Below are 17,225 nucleotides of genomic sequence, written 5' to 3'. Positions count from 1 at the left end.
CCATGGCCCAGCGTGACTGATGCCGCGCGTCGCAGGCGCCCCCTGACCTTCGAACCCTTCCGCGGCCTGCGGTATGCGCCAGAGCGGGTCGAGGACCTCGCCGCGGTGACGGCGCCGCCGTACGACACCCTCGACCGAGCCGGCGTCGCCGCCTTGCGAGCGACCGACCCGCACAACATCGTCCGAATCATTCTTCCACGGGCCACCAAACCCACTCGGCGGCCAGAACGGGCAGCCGCGCATGACGCCGGGTACGACGAGGCACGTGACCTCCTCGCCCGGTGGCGCGGCGACGGCGTGCTGGTCGTCGACCCCGAGCCGGCCCTCTACGTCTACGAGCAGGTCGACGGTCGACCTGAGAACCGCGGGTCGCCGGCCGGCGTGCTCCGCGGACTCATCGGCGCCGTGGAACTACGCGATCCGGACGAGCGGGTCGTCCTCCCCCACGAGGACGTCCTTCCCGGGCCGGTCCAGGACCGCCTGGCTCTCATGCGCGTCACGAGAGCCAACCTCGAACCGATCCTGCTCGTCTACCAGGGCGGCGGCACGACCACCGAGATCGTGGAGGCGGTGAGCGCCACGCCACCGATGGTCGAAGCACACGGGCCGGACGGCACCAGCTACCGGCTGTGGCGGATCAGCGACCCACAGCGCCTGGCGACCATCGCGCAAGACCTGGCTCCACGGCAGTCGCTCATCGCCGACGGCCACCACCGCTACGCCGCCTATCTCCGGCTCCGAGAGGAGATGCACGCCGCGGGAGCCGGAAACGGGCCGTGGGACGCCGGACTCGCTCTCCTCGTCGACCAACGCGCGCATCCCCTGGGGATTGCGGCGATCCATCGCACCGTCACCGGCCGCACCCTGCGTGACGTGGTCGACGCCGCGTCCGGGGTCTTCCAGGTCGAGATGTTCGGTGCCGATGGCGCGGCGGCCCGGAAGGCTCTCGCCGGGTGCGCCGGAGTTGCCCACGCTCTCATCGCGACTGATGGGAGCCAGTGGGTACTCCTCCGGCTCCCGCACGACCGAGCGGCCGCGTTCCAGAGCACGCTCCTTGCGTCACGCCCCCTTCTCGATACCGACGTCCTCCACGGGCTCCTCCTGGGCGGCCCCCTCCGGGTTGCTGAGGAAGCGATCAGCTACGTCCACGACGAGCGGGCCGTCATCGACGCGGTGCGTGACGGCGGCGGTGTGGCGTTCGTGCTCAACCCCGTCGACGTGGCCACCGTGTGGACGGTGGCCGGCGAGGGCGGACGAATGCCACGCAAGTCGACCTCGTTCGGGCCCAAGCCGCGCACGGGTTTCGTCATGCGGGCCTTCGACGACCAGACGACGCGGTCTCCCGGTCCGAACCGGCCGGCGTGGGGGTGAAGGTCGCGCCCGGTCGTCATCTCCCCCAACCGAACGCACGTCACCGACCGCCGACCTGGACTGACCGCTGCGCACCGATCCTCAGCGTTGTGGATCGAGCTCCCCCGCCCTGGCGTCAGGACACATCCATCTCCGAGACCAGAGCCGCGTAACGCTCCTCCGCATCGGTCTCACCCTCGAGGTCGGCTTCAGCGGCTCGCGCGAACCAGCTCGCCGCCTCCTTGCGCCGCCCCAGCTGAGTGAGCGTGTCGGCGTACGCGTAGCGAAGGCGCGCGATCGCTGGGTGGGCGCTCCTCATGCGCAGCTCGGGAACGTCCAAGACGGTGAGCGCGGCCGCGAGCTGCCCCAGGTCGCGCCGGGCGCCCGCCTCGACGATGAGCAGTTCGATCCGCGTGGCCAGGTCGAGCGTGGCGCGGTCGACGCTTGCGACGAGGTCGAGCGCACGCTCGGGACGCCCCAGCCCTCGCTCACAGTCCGCCATGACCGGCACGTACTCGACCGAGCCTGTCATCCGTCGTGCCGCCCGTAGCTCGGCGAGTGCGAGGTCATACCGTCCAGCCTGGTACGCGGCAAGGCCGCAGGCTTCCCGGACCACACCCAGCCGGGGGGCCGCTCGGCGGGCTGCCTGCGCGTGCTCCAGCGCGAGCTCGGGGTCGTCCTCGAGCAGCTGGCCCGCGGCGACGAGGTGACGTGCCACCCGTACCGCAGTGGGCTTGGCGAGCGTGCCGAGCTCGCGCCGCACGGCTGGATCGAGCTCGTGACCGGTGATCTCCTCCGGTACATCTGGCTCCGGCGTCCCGTGCGCTCGCTCCCCCAACGGCCGGGTGGTCTCTCGACCGGAGTCTCGGGTGGGCCGGGGTCGACGGCGCCCGTCCCGGGGCCGGGATGGATGGCGAGCCCTATCCCGCTTGGGCCGGCTTCGCCCTCGCCACGGCTGACCCTGCCTGCCGTCGCTCTCGCCTCCAGCGTGCCCCGCGTTCTCGCTCATCGTGTCCCTTCCGGCCGGTCCCGCTGTAAACCTAGCCACGTCCCTGAGCGAGCTCCCACCCGGGCGTCCAACCGCGGAAGGGCGCATCCCTGCCAAACACCCCCGAGACGGACAGGCCCAACACCCGCCCTGGAACGGAAAAAAGACGCCCTCCCGGAAACGCGGAGTCGAGCGAGAGTCCGGACAAGAAAAAGCGAGGTGCGGGAGAACCACTCGGTGGTGGCCTTCTCCCACACCTCGCTTCACGTGTTGTGGTTGTCCGGCAGTGTCCTACTCTCCCACAGGGCCTCCCCTGCAGTACCATCGGCGCTGGAGGGCTTAACTTCCGGGTTCGGAATGGGACCGGGTGTTTCCCCTCCGCTATGACCACCGAGACAACCCACACCCTTCAAAAACCTAGGAAATGCTCACGGTCCCGGGTGGGCTCGTTGTTCTGTTGTCACAACCCGAGCCGCCCACCCCTAACCCTGGGGGGTGTGTGCGGGGGTGGTGGCTTGTGTTTCCAGAACCGCACAGTGGAATACGAGCATACGTGTGTTAGAGGACAAGCCCTCGGCCTATTAGTACCAGTCAGCTTCACGAGTCGCTAGTCCTCGCTTCCACTTCTGGCCTATCAACCCAGTAGTCTGCTGGGGGCCTTACCCGGTTGACCCGGTGGGAGACCTCATCTTGAAGCGTGCTTCCCGCTTAGATGCCTTCAGCGGTTATCACTTCCGAACGTGGCTAACCAGCCGTGCCCCTGGCGGGACAACTGGCACACCAGAGGTTCGTCCGTCCCGGTCCTCTCGTACTAGGGACAGCCCTTCTCAAGTCTCCTACGCGCGCAGCGGATAGGGACCGAACTGTCTCACGACGTTCTAAACCCAGCTCGCGTACCGCTTTAATGGGCGAACAGCCCAACCCTTGGGACCTGCTCCGGCCCCAGGATGCGACGAGCCGACATCGAGGTGCCAAACCATGCCGTCGATATGGACTCTTGGGCAAGATCAGCCTGTTATCCCCGGGGTACCTTTTATCCGTTGAGTCACGGCGCTTCCACATGCCACCGCGAGATCACTAGTCCCGACTTTCGTCCCTGCTCGACCCGCCGGTCTCACAGTCAAGCTCCCTTGTGCACTTACACTCAACACCTGATTGCCAACCAGGCTGAGGGAACCTTTGGGCGCCTCCGTTACCTTTTAGGAGGCAACCGCCCCAGTTAAACTACCCGCCAGGCACTGTCCCTGATCCGGATAACGGACCGAGGTTAGACAGCCAGTACGACCAGAGTGGTATTTCAACGGCGACTCCACCTGAACTGGCGTCCAGGCTTCACAGTCTCCCACCTATCCTACACAAGCCGAACCGACCGCCAATACCAAGCTGTAGTAAAGGTCCCGGGGTCTTTCCGTCCTGCTGCGCGTAACGAGCATCTTTACTCGTAGTGCAATTTCGCCGGGTCCGTGGTTGAGACAGCGCCCAAGTCGTTACGCCATTCGTGCAGGTCGGAACTTACCCGACAAGGAATTTCGCTACCTTAGGATGGTTATAGTTACCACCGCCGTTTACTGGCGCTTAAGTTCAGAGCTTCGCCAACCCCGAAGGGTCAGCTAACTCGTCCCCTTAACGTTCCAGCACCGGGCAGGCGTCAGTCCGTATACATCGTCTTGCGACTTCGCACGGACCTGTGTTTTTAGTAAACAGTCGCTTGGGCCTGGTCTCTGCGACCTTCACCGCTCAGGAAGCAAGTTCCGTCACGGATCCGGCCCCCCTTCTCCCGAAGTTACGGGGGCAATTTGCCGAGTTCCTTAACCACGGTTCGCCCGATCGCCTTGGTATTCTCTACCTGACCACCTGTGTCGGTTTCGGGTACGGGCGGCCTTGCCACTCGCTAGAGGTTTTTCTCGGCAGCATGGGATCACTCACTTCGCCTCAATCGGCTCGGCATCAGGTCTCAGGCTTGTATGAGGCGCGGATTTGCCTACGCCTCGCCCTACACCCTTGCCCGCGGTTCAGCCCGAAAGGGCCTACCATCGCCGCGTAGAGCTACCCTTCTGCGTCACCCCATCGCTTGCCTACTACCGGATCGGGTCACGCGCGGACACCCACCACCAGTCCCGAAGGACCAGCGCGGGGCCGGGCGCTTAGCATCACCGGATTCGACATGGGCGCGGCAAGACCGGTACGGGAATATCAACCCGTTGTCCATCGACTACGCCTGTCGGCCTCGCCTTAGGTCCCGACTTACCCAGGGCGGATTAGCCTGGCCCTGGAACCCTTGGTCATCCGGCGGAGGGGTTTCTCACCCCTCTTTCGCTACTCATGCCTGCATTCTCACTCGTGTGGCATCCACGGCTGGGTCACCCCGCCGCTTCACACGCCACACGACGCTCCCCTACCCATCCGCACACCCAACCCCGAAGGGCCAGGTTCACGTGCGAATGCCACAGCTTCGGCGGTCCGCTTGAGCCCCGCTACATTGTCGGCGCAGAATCACTCGACCAGTGAGCTATTACGCACTCTTTAAAGGATGGCTGCTTCTAAGCCAACCTCCTGGCTGTCTAAGCAACTCCACATCCTTTTCCACTTAGCGGACGCTTAGGGGCCTTAGCTGGTGGTCCGGGCTGTTTCCCTCTCGACTACGAAGCTTATCCCCCGTAGTCTCACTGCCACGCTCTCACCTACCGGCATTCGGAGTTTGGCTGACTTCGGTAAGCTTGTGGGCCCCCTAGGCCATCCAGTGCTCTACCTCCGGCAGGAAACACGTGACGCTGCACCAAAATGCATTTCGGGGAGAACCAGCTATCACGGAGTTTGATTGGCCTTTCACCCCTACCCACAGGTCATCCCCCGGCTTTTCAACGCCGGTGGGTTCGGGCCTCCACGCGGTCTTACCCGCGCTTCACCCTGCCCATGGGTAGATCACCCCGCTTCGGGTCTAGGACATGCGACTCAACGCCCTCTTCAGACTCGCTTTCGCTACGGCTCCCCCTCACGGGTTAACCTCGCCACATGCCGCTAACTCGCAGGCTCATTCTTCAAAAGGCACGCCGTCACAGCCAACCCCCACAAGGAGAGCCAGCCGCTCCGACGGTTTGTAGGCACCCGGTTTCAGGAACTATTTCACTCCCCTCCCGGGGTACTTTTCACCTTTCCCTCACGGTACTGGTTCACTATCGGTCACCAGAGAGTATTTAGGCTTAGCGGGTGGTCCCGCCAGATTCACACGGGATTTCCGGGGTCCCGTGCTACTTGGGGACACGTCCGGGAGCCGCTGCCTTACGTCTACGGGGGTGTCACCCTCTCCGCCAGGCCTTTCCAGACCTTTCGACTTCAGCAACGGTTTCTCACTCCCTGCCGGGTTGGCAGCCCCAGCTGGACGGCCCCACAACCCCGCACAGGCAACGCCTGCCAGCTTTACCACCTGCACGGTTTAGCCTCTTCCGCTTTCGCTCACCACTACTCACGGAATCACGGTTGTTTTCTCTTCCTGCGGGTACTGAGATGTTTCACTTCCCCGCGTTCCCTCCGAACGCCCTATGTGTTCAGGCGCCGGTGACTGGGCATGACCCCAGCCGGGTTTCCCCATTCGGACATCCCCGGATCAACGCTCGGTTGCCAGCTCCCCGGGGCTTATCGCAGGCTCCCACGTCCTTCATCGGCTTCTGGTGCCAAGGCATCCACCGAGTGCCCTTACTAACTTGTCCTCGGCGATCACGATGCTCGCATCCACTGTGCAGTTCTCAAAACACAAGCGGAAACCACCCCACCCGCCACCACACAACCACCACCAACAGCGGCAATGGTCGCGCGGCAACCAGAGCGGCCCGCAGAACCAAACCCCACACGTGGGCTTGATCCCTCAGGACCCAACAGCGTGCCACGACACCCAACCAGCCCAGCGCCACCCGTTCCACACCCCACACACAGCAGGGCAGTACTAGGACATGACACCAAACCAGCCGAGCGCCTTCAGCCGACGTTCCACACCATCGAGCACCACCCCACCCACAACCAGGCAGGGCGAGCCCCAACCCCCACACCAAACACAGGGGCGGGACAACTGCTCCTTAGAAAGGAGGTGATCCAGCCGCACCTTCCGGTACGGCTACCTTGTTACGACTTAGTCCTAATCGCCAGCCCCACCTTCGACGGCTCCCTCCCCAAAAAGGGGTTGGGTCACCGGCTTCGGGTGTTGCCGACTTTCATGACTTGACGGGCGGTGTGTACAAGGCCCGGGAACGTATTCACCGCGGCGTTGCTGATCCGCGATTACTAGCGACTCCGACTTCACGGGGTCGAGTTGCAGACCCCGATCCGAACTGAGGCCGGCTTTTTGGGATTCGCTCCACCTCACGGTTTAGCAGCCCATTGTACCGGCCATTGTAGCATGTTTGCAGCCCTGGGCATAAGGGGCATGATGACTTGACCTCATCCCCACCTTCCTCCGAGTTGACCCCGGCAGTCTCCTATGAGTACCCGGCATTACCCGCTGGCAACATAGGACGGGGGTTGCGCTCGTTGCGGGACTTAACCCAACATCTCACGACACGAGCTGACGACAGCCATGCACCACCTGTGCAGGGCCCCGAAGGACACCGTATCTCTACGGCTTTTCCCTGCATGTCAAGCCCAGGTAAGGTTCTTCGCGTTGCCTCGAATTAAGCAACATGCTCCGCCGCTTGTGCGGGCCCCCGTCAATTCCTTTGAGTTTTAGCCTTGCGGCCGTACTCCCCAGGCGGGGCGCTTAATGCGTTAGCTACGGCACGGAGGACGTGGAAAATCCCCCACACCTAGCGCCCAACGTTTACGGCGTGGACTACCAGGGTATCTAATCCTGTTCGCTCCCCACGCTTTCGCTCCTCAGCGTCAGGTAAGGCCCAGAGAGCCGCCTTCGCCACCGGTGTTCCTCCTGATATCTGCGCATTCCACCGCTACACCAGGAATTCCACTCTCCCCTGCCTACCTCTAGTGTGCCCGTATCGAAAGCAGGTCCGGAGTTAAGCTCCGGATTTTCACTTTCGACGTGACACACCGCCTACGAGCCCTTTACGCCCAATAATTCCGGACAACGCTCGCGCCCTACGTATTACCGCGGCTGCTGGCACGTAGTTGGCCGGCGCTTCTTCTGCGGGTACCGTCACTCTCGCTTCGTCCCCGCTGAAAGAGGTTTACAACCCGAAGGCCGTCATCCCTCACGCGGCGTTGCTGCGTCAGGCTTTCGCCCATTGCGCAAGATTCCCCACTGCTGCCTCCCGTAGGAGTCTGGGCCGTGTCTCAGTCCCAGTGTGGCCGGTCGCCCTCTCAGGCCGGCTACCCGTCACAGCCTTGGTAGGCCATTACCCCACCAACAAGCTGATAGGCCGCGAGCCCATCCCTAGCCGGTCAAAGACCTTTCCACCCCCACCCATGCGGGCAGAAGTCATATCCGGTATTAGACCCAGTTTCCCAGGCTTATCCCAGAGCTAGGGGCAGGTTACTCACGTGTTACTCACCCGTTCGCCGCTCGAGTACCCCCGAAGGGGCCTTTCCGCACGACTTGCATGTGTTAAGCACGCCGCCAGCGTTCGTCCTGAGCCAGGATCAAACTCTCCGTCCAAAAACCAACAGACCACCACCCACCACAAAGGCAGGCAGCAGCCCAAGACAGAAAGCCCTAACGATCCCAGCAGGCAAACAACCCCAACACAGGGTCATCCACCCAAAGGAACCACCACAACACCACAACCCCACACGAGGCCGCGGCGCTGCGAGGGCCAAAAACTACACATCGGCTAACAGGCACGCTGTTGAGTTCTCAAGAATCAAACCCACACCCCCAGGCAACCACCACACACAGCAGCCACCCAGAAGCAGGGCCAACCACCAACACTACCCACCCCACCCAACCACGTCAATCAGCCACCGAGCTGGTTGACACGGTTGCAGTGGAGCTTCGTCCCGACGCTTGACGCAAGCCAGCCAGATCGGCTGATCACGTCGGGATTCGTCCGCCGGCCGCCTCGCGGCGTCCCGCATCGGACGGCTTCAACCATACCGGACCCGTTCCAGTCCGGACGAACCGGGGGTGGGTCCGGCTCCCGCCCCCGCCCCATGAGGGCGGAGTCACCCGCACACCACGGAGGCGGGGCCGCCGCGGTCGGTGGCGCCGTGCGCCCGCCGCCCGAGGCGACTTGGGACCATACGCACGGCGCCTGCCGGAGTCAAGCCCGCGCGGCTGGTGGGCCCCGCGTCCGTGGCGCCCGGCACCGAAGGCGTCCTCAGGACCGTCATCGGCACCGTCGTGACGGCGCCGTCTCGAGGGACGCCGACGGGCGCCGCCTCGGCCCCGCGACAGCCCTCGCCCCCGAGGGTCTCCGCCCTCCCCTGACGGGCTCGCTTCCCGCTCAGACGATCTCGACACCGGCCACGTGTCGGCGCCCGCGACGCAGGACGAGGAAGCGGTTGTGGAGCAGGTCAGCCGACGTCGGCACCGCCTCGACATCGGTGACCCGGACGTTGTTGAGGCTGATCCCACCCTCCTGGATGGCCCGCCGGGCAGCCGACTTGCTCGGCGTCAGCCCCACGCTCGTCAGCAGGTCCACCACGGGAGGCAACCCGTCACCGGCAGGCACCTGGATGTGGGGCGCCTCGTGCAGCGCGGCGGCGAGCGTGCGCTCGTCGATGTCCCGCAGCTCGGCGCGGCCGAACAACGCCCGCGACGCCGCTACCACCCGCGCGCACTCGTCCGCGCCGTGGACCAGCGTGGTGAGCTCCTCCGCGAGCGCCCGCTGCGCCTCGCGGGCAGCGGGTCGCTCGGCCGTCGCCTTCTCCAGCTCCTCGATCTCTTCCCGGGAGCGGAAGCTGAACGCGCGGAGGTAGGTGCCCACGTCCGCGTCCGGGACGTTGTACAGGTACTGGTAGAAGGCGTACGGCGAGGTCAGCTCGGCCGACAAGTACACCGCGCCGCCCTCGGTCTTCCCCAGTTTGCGCCCCTCGGCGTCGGTCAGCAGAGGGGTGGCCAGACCGTGCACCGTCGCACCCGTGACCCGACGGATGAGCTCGATGCCACCGGTGATGTTGCCCCACTGGTCGGAGCCGCCGATCTGGAGCACACAGCCGTACCGGCGGTAGAGCTCGAGGTAGTCGTAGGCCTGCAGGATCTGGTAGCTGAACTCGGTGTAACCGATACCGATCTCGGAGTTCAGCCGGGCGCTGACCGCCTCCTTCTGGATCATCTTGTTGACCCGGAAGTGCCGCCCGATGTCACGCAGGAACTCCAACGCGCTGAGCGGCGCGGTCCAGTCCAGGTTGTTGACGACGATCGCGCTGTTCTTCCCCTCGAACGACACGAAGGGGCGGACCTGCTCCTTGATCTTCTCGACCCAGCCCGCCACCACCTCGGGGTCGCGCAACGTGCGCTCGGCGTCCGGCTTCGGATCGCCGATGAGCCCGGTCGAACCACCCACCAGGATGATGGGCCGGTGGCCGGCGAGCTGGAGCCGGCGTGCGGTCACCAAGAGCACGAGGTTGCCGAGCTGCAGACTCGGGGCGGACGGGTCGAACCCGGCGTAATAGGTGATCGATCCGGAGGTGAGCGCGGATCGGAGGGCGGCCTCGTCCGTGGAGTGGGCGACCATGCCCCGCCAGTGCAACTCGTCCAGGATGTCGATCACCACAGGTTCCTTCCCATGACATCGGCGGCCGACCGGGACAGTCCAGCCGGTCAGCCAGCGGATCCTTCCCCAAGAGTGCCCGAGCCGCCATCGGATCTCGAAACCGGACCAGCCTCGGTCGAGGAGGCCTTCCTCGAGGAAGCCCGTCGTCGTGGGGTGTACGGCCGGTAGGGCGAGACGGTTGGCTCGCCGTCGATCCAGAATCGCCACGGCCGATCCGCGCCATTGGCGAGTCCTACCCGCGGCCCGCGCATGATGCGGGAGCGAGGTGGCCGCGTCCCAAGCCGCAGCCGCAGAGGAGACGCGGGATCACACGCGTCGAGCCCGTTGCAGCTTCGGTCGGCGGCGAGCGCCTGGGCCAGCCGGGCCGGTCCGCGGGCGAGGTCACGCAGCGACCGAGCGGTGGGACGACGAGCCCGGGCGAGCTCCACGCCAGCGATGACTTCGCCGGCGCGCAGGAGCACCGCACTCGCTCGGCCTTCGACCCCACAGACGAGGTTCATGCACCAGTGCATGCCGTAGGTGAAGTAGACGTAGACGTGCCCCGGTGGGCCGAACATGACCTCGTTCCGAGGCGTCCGTCCCCGGTAGGCGTGGGAGCCGGGGTCGCTCTCGCCGTCATACGCCTCGACCTCGGTGAGGCGGACGGCGACGATTCCCTCCGGCGTCTCGCGTTCGATGATCTGACCGAGCAGGAGCGGCGCGGCCTCGAGCACCGGCCGGTCGAGGAGCTCCCGAGGGTCGGTCATCGCGCGCTGGCCCACTCCTGGTCCTCCCGGACTCGCTCGCGGAGGGCCCGCAGCTGCTCCCGGACCCGCTCCGGCGCGGTGCCGCCCAGCGCTGACCGCGAGGCCAGGGCTCCCGAGACCGAGAGCACGGCGCGTACCTCCGGAGAGAGGTGCGGGGAGATCGCCCGAAGGTCATCGTCCGAGAGCTCGGCAAGGTCGATCCCGCGCTTCTCGCACTCCTGGACGCAGACGCCGGCGATCTCGTGCGCCTCGCGGAACGGCACCCCCCGCCGGACGAGCCACTCCGCGACGTCGGTCGCGAGGGCGAAGCCCAACGGTGCGGCGGCCGCCATGCGCTCGACGTCGAAGGTGCTGGTCGCCACCATCCCTGTCAAGGCGGGCAGGACGAGGCGGAGCTGTTCCACCGCGTCGAAGACAGGCTCCTTGTCTTCCTGCAGATCGCGGTTGTAGGCGAACGGCAGTCCTTTCAACGTGGCGAGCAGACCCGTCAAGTGCCCGATGAGCCGCCCCGCCTTGCCGCGCACCAACTCCGCCACGTCGGGGTTCTTCTTCTGCGGCATGATCGAGGAGCCGGTGGCGTAGGCGTCATCCAGCCGCACCCAGCCGAACTCCGTCGACGCCCACAGGCAGTACTCCTCCCCCAGCCGGGACAGGTGCACGCCGAGCATCGCCGCGCAGAACAGGAACTCGGCCACGAAGTCCCGGTCGGACACCGCATCGATCGAGTTGGCCGCGGCCCGGTCGAACCCGAGCTCCACGGCCACCGCCTCCGGGTCGAGCGGCAGCGACGACCCCGCCAGCGCTCCGGCGCCGAGCGGCGAGACGGCGGCGCGGGCGTCCCAGTCGCGAAACCGGTCGAGGTCACGGGCCAGGGCGTGGACGTGCTTGGCCAGCTCGTGGCCGAACGACACCGGCTGGGCGTGCTGGAGGTGGGTGAACCCCGGCGCCGGGGTGTCGACGTGGCGTTCGGCTTGGTCGAGCAACGCCAGCTGCAACGCGACGACGTCGGCGGCGATCCCGCGGGCTTGGTCGCGCAGGTAAAGACGGAAGTCGGTGGCCACCTGGTCGTTGCGGCTACGGCCGGCGCGCAGCTTGCCACCGAGCGGGCCGAGCCTGGCCAGCAGCTCACGCTCGACGGCGGTGTGGACGTCCTCGTCCTCCGGCGCGGGCACGACCTCGCCCGCGACGACCGCCCGCGCGAGCTCCTCCAGGGCCTGCTCGACGCGGGCCAGCTCGTCGTCGGTGAGCAGACCGGCGCGGTGGAGCACCCGCGCGTGCGCGCCGGTCTGCCTGATGTCGTACGGCGCCAATCGCCAGTCGAACTGCACTGACCTCGACAACGCCGCCACGGCCTCAGCCGGGCCGCTGGCGAAGCGACCACCCCACAGGCGGGTCGCCGGCTGCTGCTCGTCGCTCACCCTGGTCCTTCCGTCGCGTCGACCACTGTCGTCCGGCTGCGCCGTTCCCTCGCCCGCGCCAAGGGTCAGGCCCGCAGGTCACGCTTGGCGGCGATCTTGCTGGGCAAGCCCCACAGCTCGACGAAGCCACGCGCCAGGGACTGGTCGAACGCGTCGCCCTCGTCGTACGTGGCGAGGTTGAAGTCGTACAGCGACGACTCCGACCGCCGGCCGGTCACCACCGCACGGCCGCCGTGCAGCACCATCCGGATATCGCCCGTGACGTGCTCCTGCGAGGTGGTGATGAAGCTGTCGAGCGCCCGCTTGAGCGGCGAGTACCACAAGCCGTCGTAGACCAGCTCGGCCCAGCGCTGCTCGACCTGCCGCTTGAAGCGCGCGAGGTCCCGCTCCACCGTGACGTTCTCCAGCTCCTGGTGCGCCGTGATCAGCGCGATCGCCCCCGGAGCCTCGTAGACTTCCCGGCTCTTGATGCCGACCAGCCGGTCCTCGACCATGTCGAGCCGACCGACTCCCTGCGCTCCGGCGCGCCGGTTGAGCTGCTGGATGGCCTGGAGCGGAGTGACCGGGTGGCCGTCGATCTTGACCGGGCGGCCACGTTCGAACGTCACGATCACCTCGTCCGGCTCCCGCGGGACGCTCGGATCCTGCGTGTAGGAGTAGATCTCCTCGGTCGGCGCGTTCCACAAGTCCTCGAGGAAGCCGGTCTCGATCGCGCGACCCCACACGTTCTGGTCGATGGAGAACGGCGACTTCTTCGTGACGTCGATCGGCAGGCCGTGCTCCTCGGCGTAGGCGATCGCCTTCTCCCTCGTCCAGGCGAAGTCACGGACGGGCGCGAGCACCTTCAAGTCGGGGGCCAACGCGCCGACGCCCACCTCGAAGCGCACCTGGTCGTTGCCCTTGCCCGTGCAGCCGTGCGCCACGACGCTCGCGCCGTGCTCCTTCGCGGTGGCCACGAGGTGCTTGACGATCAGCGGCCGGGACAGCGCCGACACGAGGGGGTAGCGATCCATGTAGAGGGCGTTGGCCGCGAGGGCGGGCATGCAGTAGTCCTCGGCGAACTCGTCCTTGGCGTCGACGACGACCGCCTCGACGGCACCGCAGGCCAGCGCCCGCTTGCGGATCGTCTCGAGATCCTCACCACCCTGGCCGACGTCGACCGCGCAGGCGATCACCTCTGCTCCGGTCTGGTCGGCGATCCAGCCGATGGCCACGGAGGTGTCGAGACCTCCCGAATAGGCGAGCACCACGCGCTCGGTCATGGTTGTGACTCCTTCGTACGTCGGTCAGGCGGTAGGGCTGTCGGTGCTGGGTTCGTTAGCGCTGGAATCGTGCGGGCTGCCGGATTCGTTGGGGGCGGCCTCGTCAGGGGCGGACGTGTCGTCGCCGGTTGCTGGCGAGCGCCCAGCTCGCGCGGTTCGCGGCTCCGGGGTGTCGGCCAGCCGCGTCTTGGGTCGGTTCCGGCGAGCCAGGCTGAGCAGCTGGTCGGCCACCGCGTCGCCGCCGGCGGGGTCCCGGGCCACGACCAACACGGTGTCGTCCCCGGCCACGGTACCGAGAACGTCGGCCAGCTCGGCGTGGTCGAGGGCCGAGGCGAAGAACTGCGCCGCCCCCGGTGGGGTGCGGACCACGACGAGGTTCGCCGACGCCACGGCCGACACCAGCAGCTCGCCGCACACCTTTGCGAGCCGGCTCTCCACGGCGGTCGGCTCGTGGGGCACCGCGCGTGGGGTGCGGTCGCCACCCTCGCCCGGCAGCGCGTAGACCAGGACACCCTCGGCGTTGCGGACCCGCACGGCGCCCAGCTCGTCGAGGTCGCGGGACAACGTCGCCTGGGTCACCGCGATGCCCGCCTCGGCGAGCCGCTCCGCCAGCTCGGACTGGCTGCGCACGGCGTGCCGCGACAGGACCTCGACGATGTACTGCTGACGGGCCGTCTTGGTGGCCGGCAGCCGCGGTCCCGCCTGACCACGTGTCATCGCCTGCCCACGTGTCATGGTCGGGTCACCTCCGCCTCGGACTGCTCCAGCAGCCAAGTCAGCAGAGCCTTCTGGGCGTGCAAGCGGTTCTCCGCCTCGTCCCAGACGACGCTGCGCGGGCCGTCGATCACCTCGGCGGCGATCTCCTTGCCTCGGTACGCGGGAAGGCAGTGCAACACGATCGCGTCGGAGTCCGCCTCCGCCAGCATCTCCTCGGTCACCGCGTAGGGGACGAACCGTTGCTCCCGCTCGCTGGCCTCGTCCTCCAGTCCCATCGACACCCACGTGTCGGTCGAGACCACGTCGGCGTCGGCGACCGCCCGGTGGGGATCGCGCAGCACCTCGATCGAGCCGCCTGTCGTCGCGGCGATCTCCGTCGCCCGCGCGACCACGGCGGGATCCGGGTCATAGCCCTCGGGCGTCCCGATCCGCACGTGCATGCCCGCGAGCGCTCCGCCCAGCAGGTAGGAGTGCGCCATGTTGTTGGCGCCGTCGCCGAGGTAGCAGAAGCGCAGACCCGCGAGGCGACCCTTGTGCTCCCGGATCGTCTGCAGGTCGGCCAGCACCTGGCAGGGGTGGAACTGATCGGTCAGCGCGTTGACCACGGGAACACCCGCGTGCGCCGCCATCTCCTCGATCCGCTCCTGGCCGTAGGTCCGCCACACGATCGCGGCGACCTGCCGTCCGAGCACGCGCGCGGTGTCGGCGATCGACTCCCGCACCCCCACCTGGGCGAGCCTGGCGTCGACGACCATCGGGTGCCCACCCAGCTCGGCGATCCCCACCGCGAACGACGTCTGCGTCCGCAAGGTCGGCTTGTCGAACAGGATCGCCACGACTCGGGGACCCTCCAGCGGGCGCGCGGCGAAGCGGTCCTTCTTCAGCTGATCCGCCAGGTTGAGGATCCGCGCCTGCTCCTCGGGAGTCAGGTCGTCATCACGCAGGAAGTGCCGGACCATCAGGACTCCTTCACCAGTGCGCCGTCGAGAATGGCGGGCAGGGCTTCCACGAGGCGCCGCACCTCGTCGGCTGTGACGATGAGCGGAGGAGCGAGCCGGACGGCGTCCGGTTGCACGGCGTTGACGAGGAAACCGGCGTCCTTCGCGGCGGCCTGCACTCGCGCGGCCACCGGCTGGGTGAGCTGCACGGCTCGCCACAGGCCGACGCCGCGGACTCCCGCGAGGAGAGGGTGCTGGATCGCGGCGATCCCGTCGGCGAGCTGCTCCCCGACCTTCGTCACATGCGCGAGCAAGTCCTCCTTGTCGATGGTGTCGAGGACGGCGAGCGCGGCAGCGCAGGCGACGGGGTTGCCGCCGAACGTGGAGCCGTGGTCGCCGGTCCCGAAGACCTGACCGAACCTCCCGAGCCCGATGCACGCGCCGATCGGTAGGCCGCCGCCAAGGCCTTTGGCGAGGGTGAGGACGTCGGGGACCACGCCCTCTCGTTGGTGCGCGAACCACGCACCCGTGCGTCCGATCCCGCTTTGCACCTCGTCCAGGACCAGCACCGCGCCCGTGGCGTCGCAGACCTCCCTTGCCGCGGCGAGGTAGCCAGGTGGCGGCGGCACGACGCCCGCCTCCCCTTGGACGGGCTCGAGGAACACGGCCGCGCAGGTGTCGGTCACCGCGTCGCGCAGGGCGGCGACGTCACCGTACGGCACGAAGCGCACGTCGATCCCGAACGGCCCGAACGGCTCGCGGATCGCCGCCTTCCCGGTGAGCGCCAGCGCCCCCATCGTGCGGCCGTGGAAGCCGTGCTCGGCGGCGACCACGTAGGTTGCTCCCCTGCTCGCGGCGTGTCGGCGGACCAGCTTGAGCGCCGCTTCGTTCGCCTCCGTCCCGCTGTTGGTGAAGAAGACCCGGCCGTCGTGGCCAAGCAGGTCGAGGAGCCTCTCCGCGAGCAGGACCTCCGGCTGGTGGATGAACAGGTTCGAGGTGTGGGCGATCGTCGCCACCTGCTCCGAGACCGCCCGGACCACCGCGGGATGGGCGTGCCCGAGCGAGGACACCGCGATCCCGGCGATGAAGTCGAGGTAGGCGTTGCCGTCGACGTCCCACACGGTGCAGCCCTCGCCGCGGGCCAAGGCCACCGGTGGAACGCCGTAGGTCGGCATGAGCGCCCGGGTGAACCGGTCGGCCCACTTGTCGTACTGCGGCCACAGGCTCACGAGTTCTCCTTTTCCGCTTCCTGCCGCGCGGGCAGCACCATCGTGCCGATACCAGCGTCGGTGAAGATCTCCAGCAGCAGTGAGTGCGCCACTCGCCCGTCGATCACGTGCGCTTGCGGGACGCCGCCATCCACCGCCCGCAGGCACGCCTCCATCTTGGGCACCATGCCGGAGCTCAGCGTCGGGAGCATCTCACGCAGCTCGTCCGCGGTGAGCGAGCTGATCACCTCGGTGCTGTTCGGCCAGTCGCGGTAGAGCCCTTCGACATCGGTGAGGATGACGAGCTTGCGCGCGCCGAGCGCGACGGCGAGCGCGGCCGCCGCGGTGTCCGCGTTGACGTTGTGCACTAGACCCTCGGCGTCCGGCGCGACACTCGACACCACGGGAATGCGGCCAGCGTCGATGAGGTCGCGCACAGCCTCCGGCCGTACCGACACCACGTCGCCGACCAAGCCGATGTCGACCGGGGTTCCCTCGACCGTCGCGGTTCGACGCTCGGCCGTGAACAGCCCCGCGTCCTCGCCGGAGAGCCCGACCGCGAAAGGTCCGTGCGAGTTGACGAGACCGACGAGCTCCCGTCCGACCTGGCCGACCAGCACCATCCGGACGACCTCCATCGCCTCGGGTGTCGTCACCCGCAAGCCGCCACGGAACTCGGTCGGGATGCCGAGGCGGGAGAGCATCTCGTTGATCTGGGGACCGCCTCCGTGCACGACGACCGGGCGCAGACCCGCGTACCGCAAGAAGACGATGTCCTCGGCGAACGCGCGCTGGAGCTCCTTGTCGGTCATCGCGTTGCCGCCGTACTTGATGACCACGATCGCGTTGTGGAAGCGCTCCAGCCACGGCAGCGCCTCGATGAGGGTGGCGGCCTTCTCCTGCGCGACCGCGTGGTCTGGTCTGTTCACGGTGCTCATGG

The 17,225-nt window shown here is 67.2% G+C and carries 9 protein-coding genes, 3 rRNA genes and 1 pseudogene; 1 reads left to right on the top strand and 12 read right to left on the bottom strand.

What is annotated here, in order from left to right:
* Window positions 1–12 precede the first annotated feature (12 nt).
* A complete protein-coding gene (locus tag DFJ64_RS17255; RefSeq protein WP_211310649.1) occupies window positions 13–1,371 on the top strand; it encodes a DUF1015 family protein in 1,359 nt (452 codons plus the stop codon).
* Between the two features lie 115 nt (window positions 1,372–1,486).
* On the opposite strand, the gene DFJ64_RS17250 is transcribed toward DFJ64_RS17255, so the two are convergent.
* From DFJ64_RS17250 to argB, 12 genes and pseudogenes are all read right to left on the bottom strand, one after another.
* On the bottom strand, window positions 1,487–2,188 hold the full coding sequence (locus tag DFJ64_RS17250; RefSeq protein ID WP_245941199.1) for a tetratricopeptide repeat protein: 702 nt from the start codon (window positions 2,186–2,188) through the stop codon (window positions 1,487–1,489).
* Window positions 2,189–2,616: 428 nt separating this feature from the next.
* Window positions 2,617–2,733 (bottom strand): 5S ribosomal RNA (gene rrf, locus DFJ64_RS17245).
* Between the two features lie 166 nt (window positions 2,734–2,899).
* A 23S ribosomal RNA gene (locus DFJ64_RS17240) occupies window positions 2,900–6,045 on the bottom strand.
* A 367-nt stretch (window positions 6,046–6,412) separates the two neighbouring features.
* Window positions 6,413–7,937, bottom strand: a 16S ribosomal RNA gene (locus tag DFJ64_RS17235).
* The 16S, 23S and 5S rRNA genes sit together here, the layout of an rRNA operon.
* A gap of 787 nt (window positions 7,938–8,724) precedes the next feature.
* A complete protein-coding gene (gene tyrS, locus DFJ64_RS17230; RefSeq protein ID WP_115852197.1) occupies window positions 8,725–9,993 on the bottom strand; it encodes a tyrosine--tRNA ligase in 1,269 nt (422 codons plus the stop codon).
* 173 nt (window positions 9,994–10,166) lie between these two features.
* Window positions 10,167–10,742: pseudogene (locus DFJ64_RS17225) on the bottom strand (DNA-3-methyladenine glycosylase); the annotation flags it as partial.
* The gene (argH, locus tag DFJ64_RS17220; RefSeq protein WP_211310648.1) at window positions 10,739–12,160 is read right to left on the bottom strand and encodes an argininosuccinate lyase; all 1,422 of its coding nucleotides are present in this window, start codon (window positions 12,158–12,160) and stop codon (window positions 10,739–10,741) included. The gene argH and the pseudogene DFJ64_RS17225, both read right to left, overlap by 4 nt.
* 65 nt (window positions 12,161–12,225) lie before the next feature.
* Window positions 12,226–13,422 carry an argininosuccinate synthase gene (locus DFJ64_RS17215; RefSeq protein WP_115851372.1) on the bottom strand — a complete coding sequence of 399 codons (1,197 nt, stop codon included), beginning with the start codon at window positions 13,420–13,422 and terminating at the stop codon, window positions 12,226–12,228.
* Window positions 13,423–13,446: 24 nt separating this feature from the next.
* Window positions 13,447–14,157: an arginine repressor gene (locus DFJ64_RS17210; RefSeq protein ID WP_115851371.1), complete on the bottom strand. Its 711-nt coding sequence runs from the start codon at window positions 14,155–14,157 to the stop codon at window positions 13,447–13,449.
* The gene (gene argF / locus DFJ64_RS17205) at window positions 14,154–15,098 is read right to left on the bottom strand and encodes an ornithine carbamoyltransferase (protein WP_115851370.1); all 945 of its coding nucleotides are present in this window, start codon (window positions 15,096–15,098) and stop codon (window positions 14,154–14,156) included. The genes DFJ64_RS17210 and argF overlap by 4 nt, the downstream gene beginning before the upstream one ends.
* Window positions 15,098–16,306, bottom strand: coding sequence for an acetylornithine transaminase (locus DFJ64_RS17200; RefSeq protein WP_115851369.1), 1,209 nt, complete (start codon window positions 16,304–16,306; stop codon window positions 15,098–15,100). Before DFJ64_RS17200 ends, argF begins: the two co-directional genes overlap by 1 nt.
* Entirely contained in the window at window positions 16,303–17,223 is a 921-nt protein-coding gene (gene argB, locus DFJ64_RS17195; RefSeq protein WP_115851368.1) for an acetylglutamate kinase, read from the bottom strand. The genes DFJ64_RS17200 and argB overlap by 4 nt, the downstream gene beginning before the upstream one ends.
* Window positions 17,224–17,225: the final 2 nt, after the last annotated feature.

This window comes from Thermasporomyces composti (genome assembly GCF_003386795.1).
GTDB classification, from domain to species: domain Bacteria; phylum Actinomycetota; class Actinomycetes; order Propionibacteriales; family Actinopolymorphaceae; genus Thermasporomyces; species Thermasporomyces composti.
This window is presented reverse-complemented; position numbering and strand designations above follow the sequence as displayed.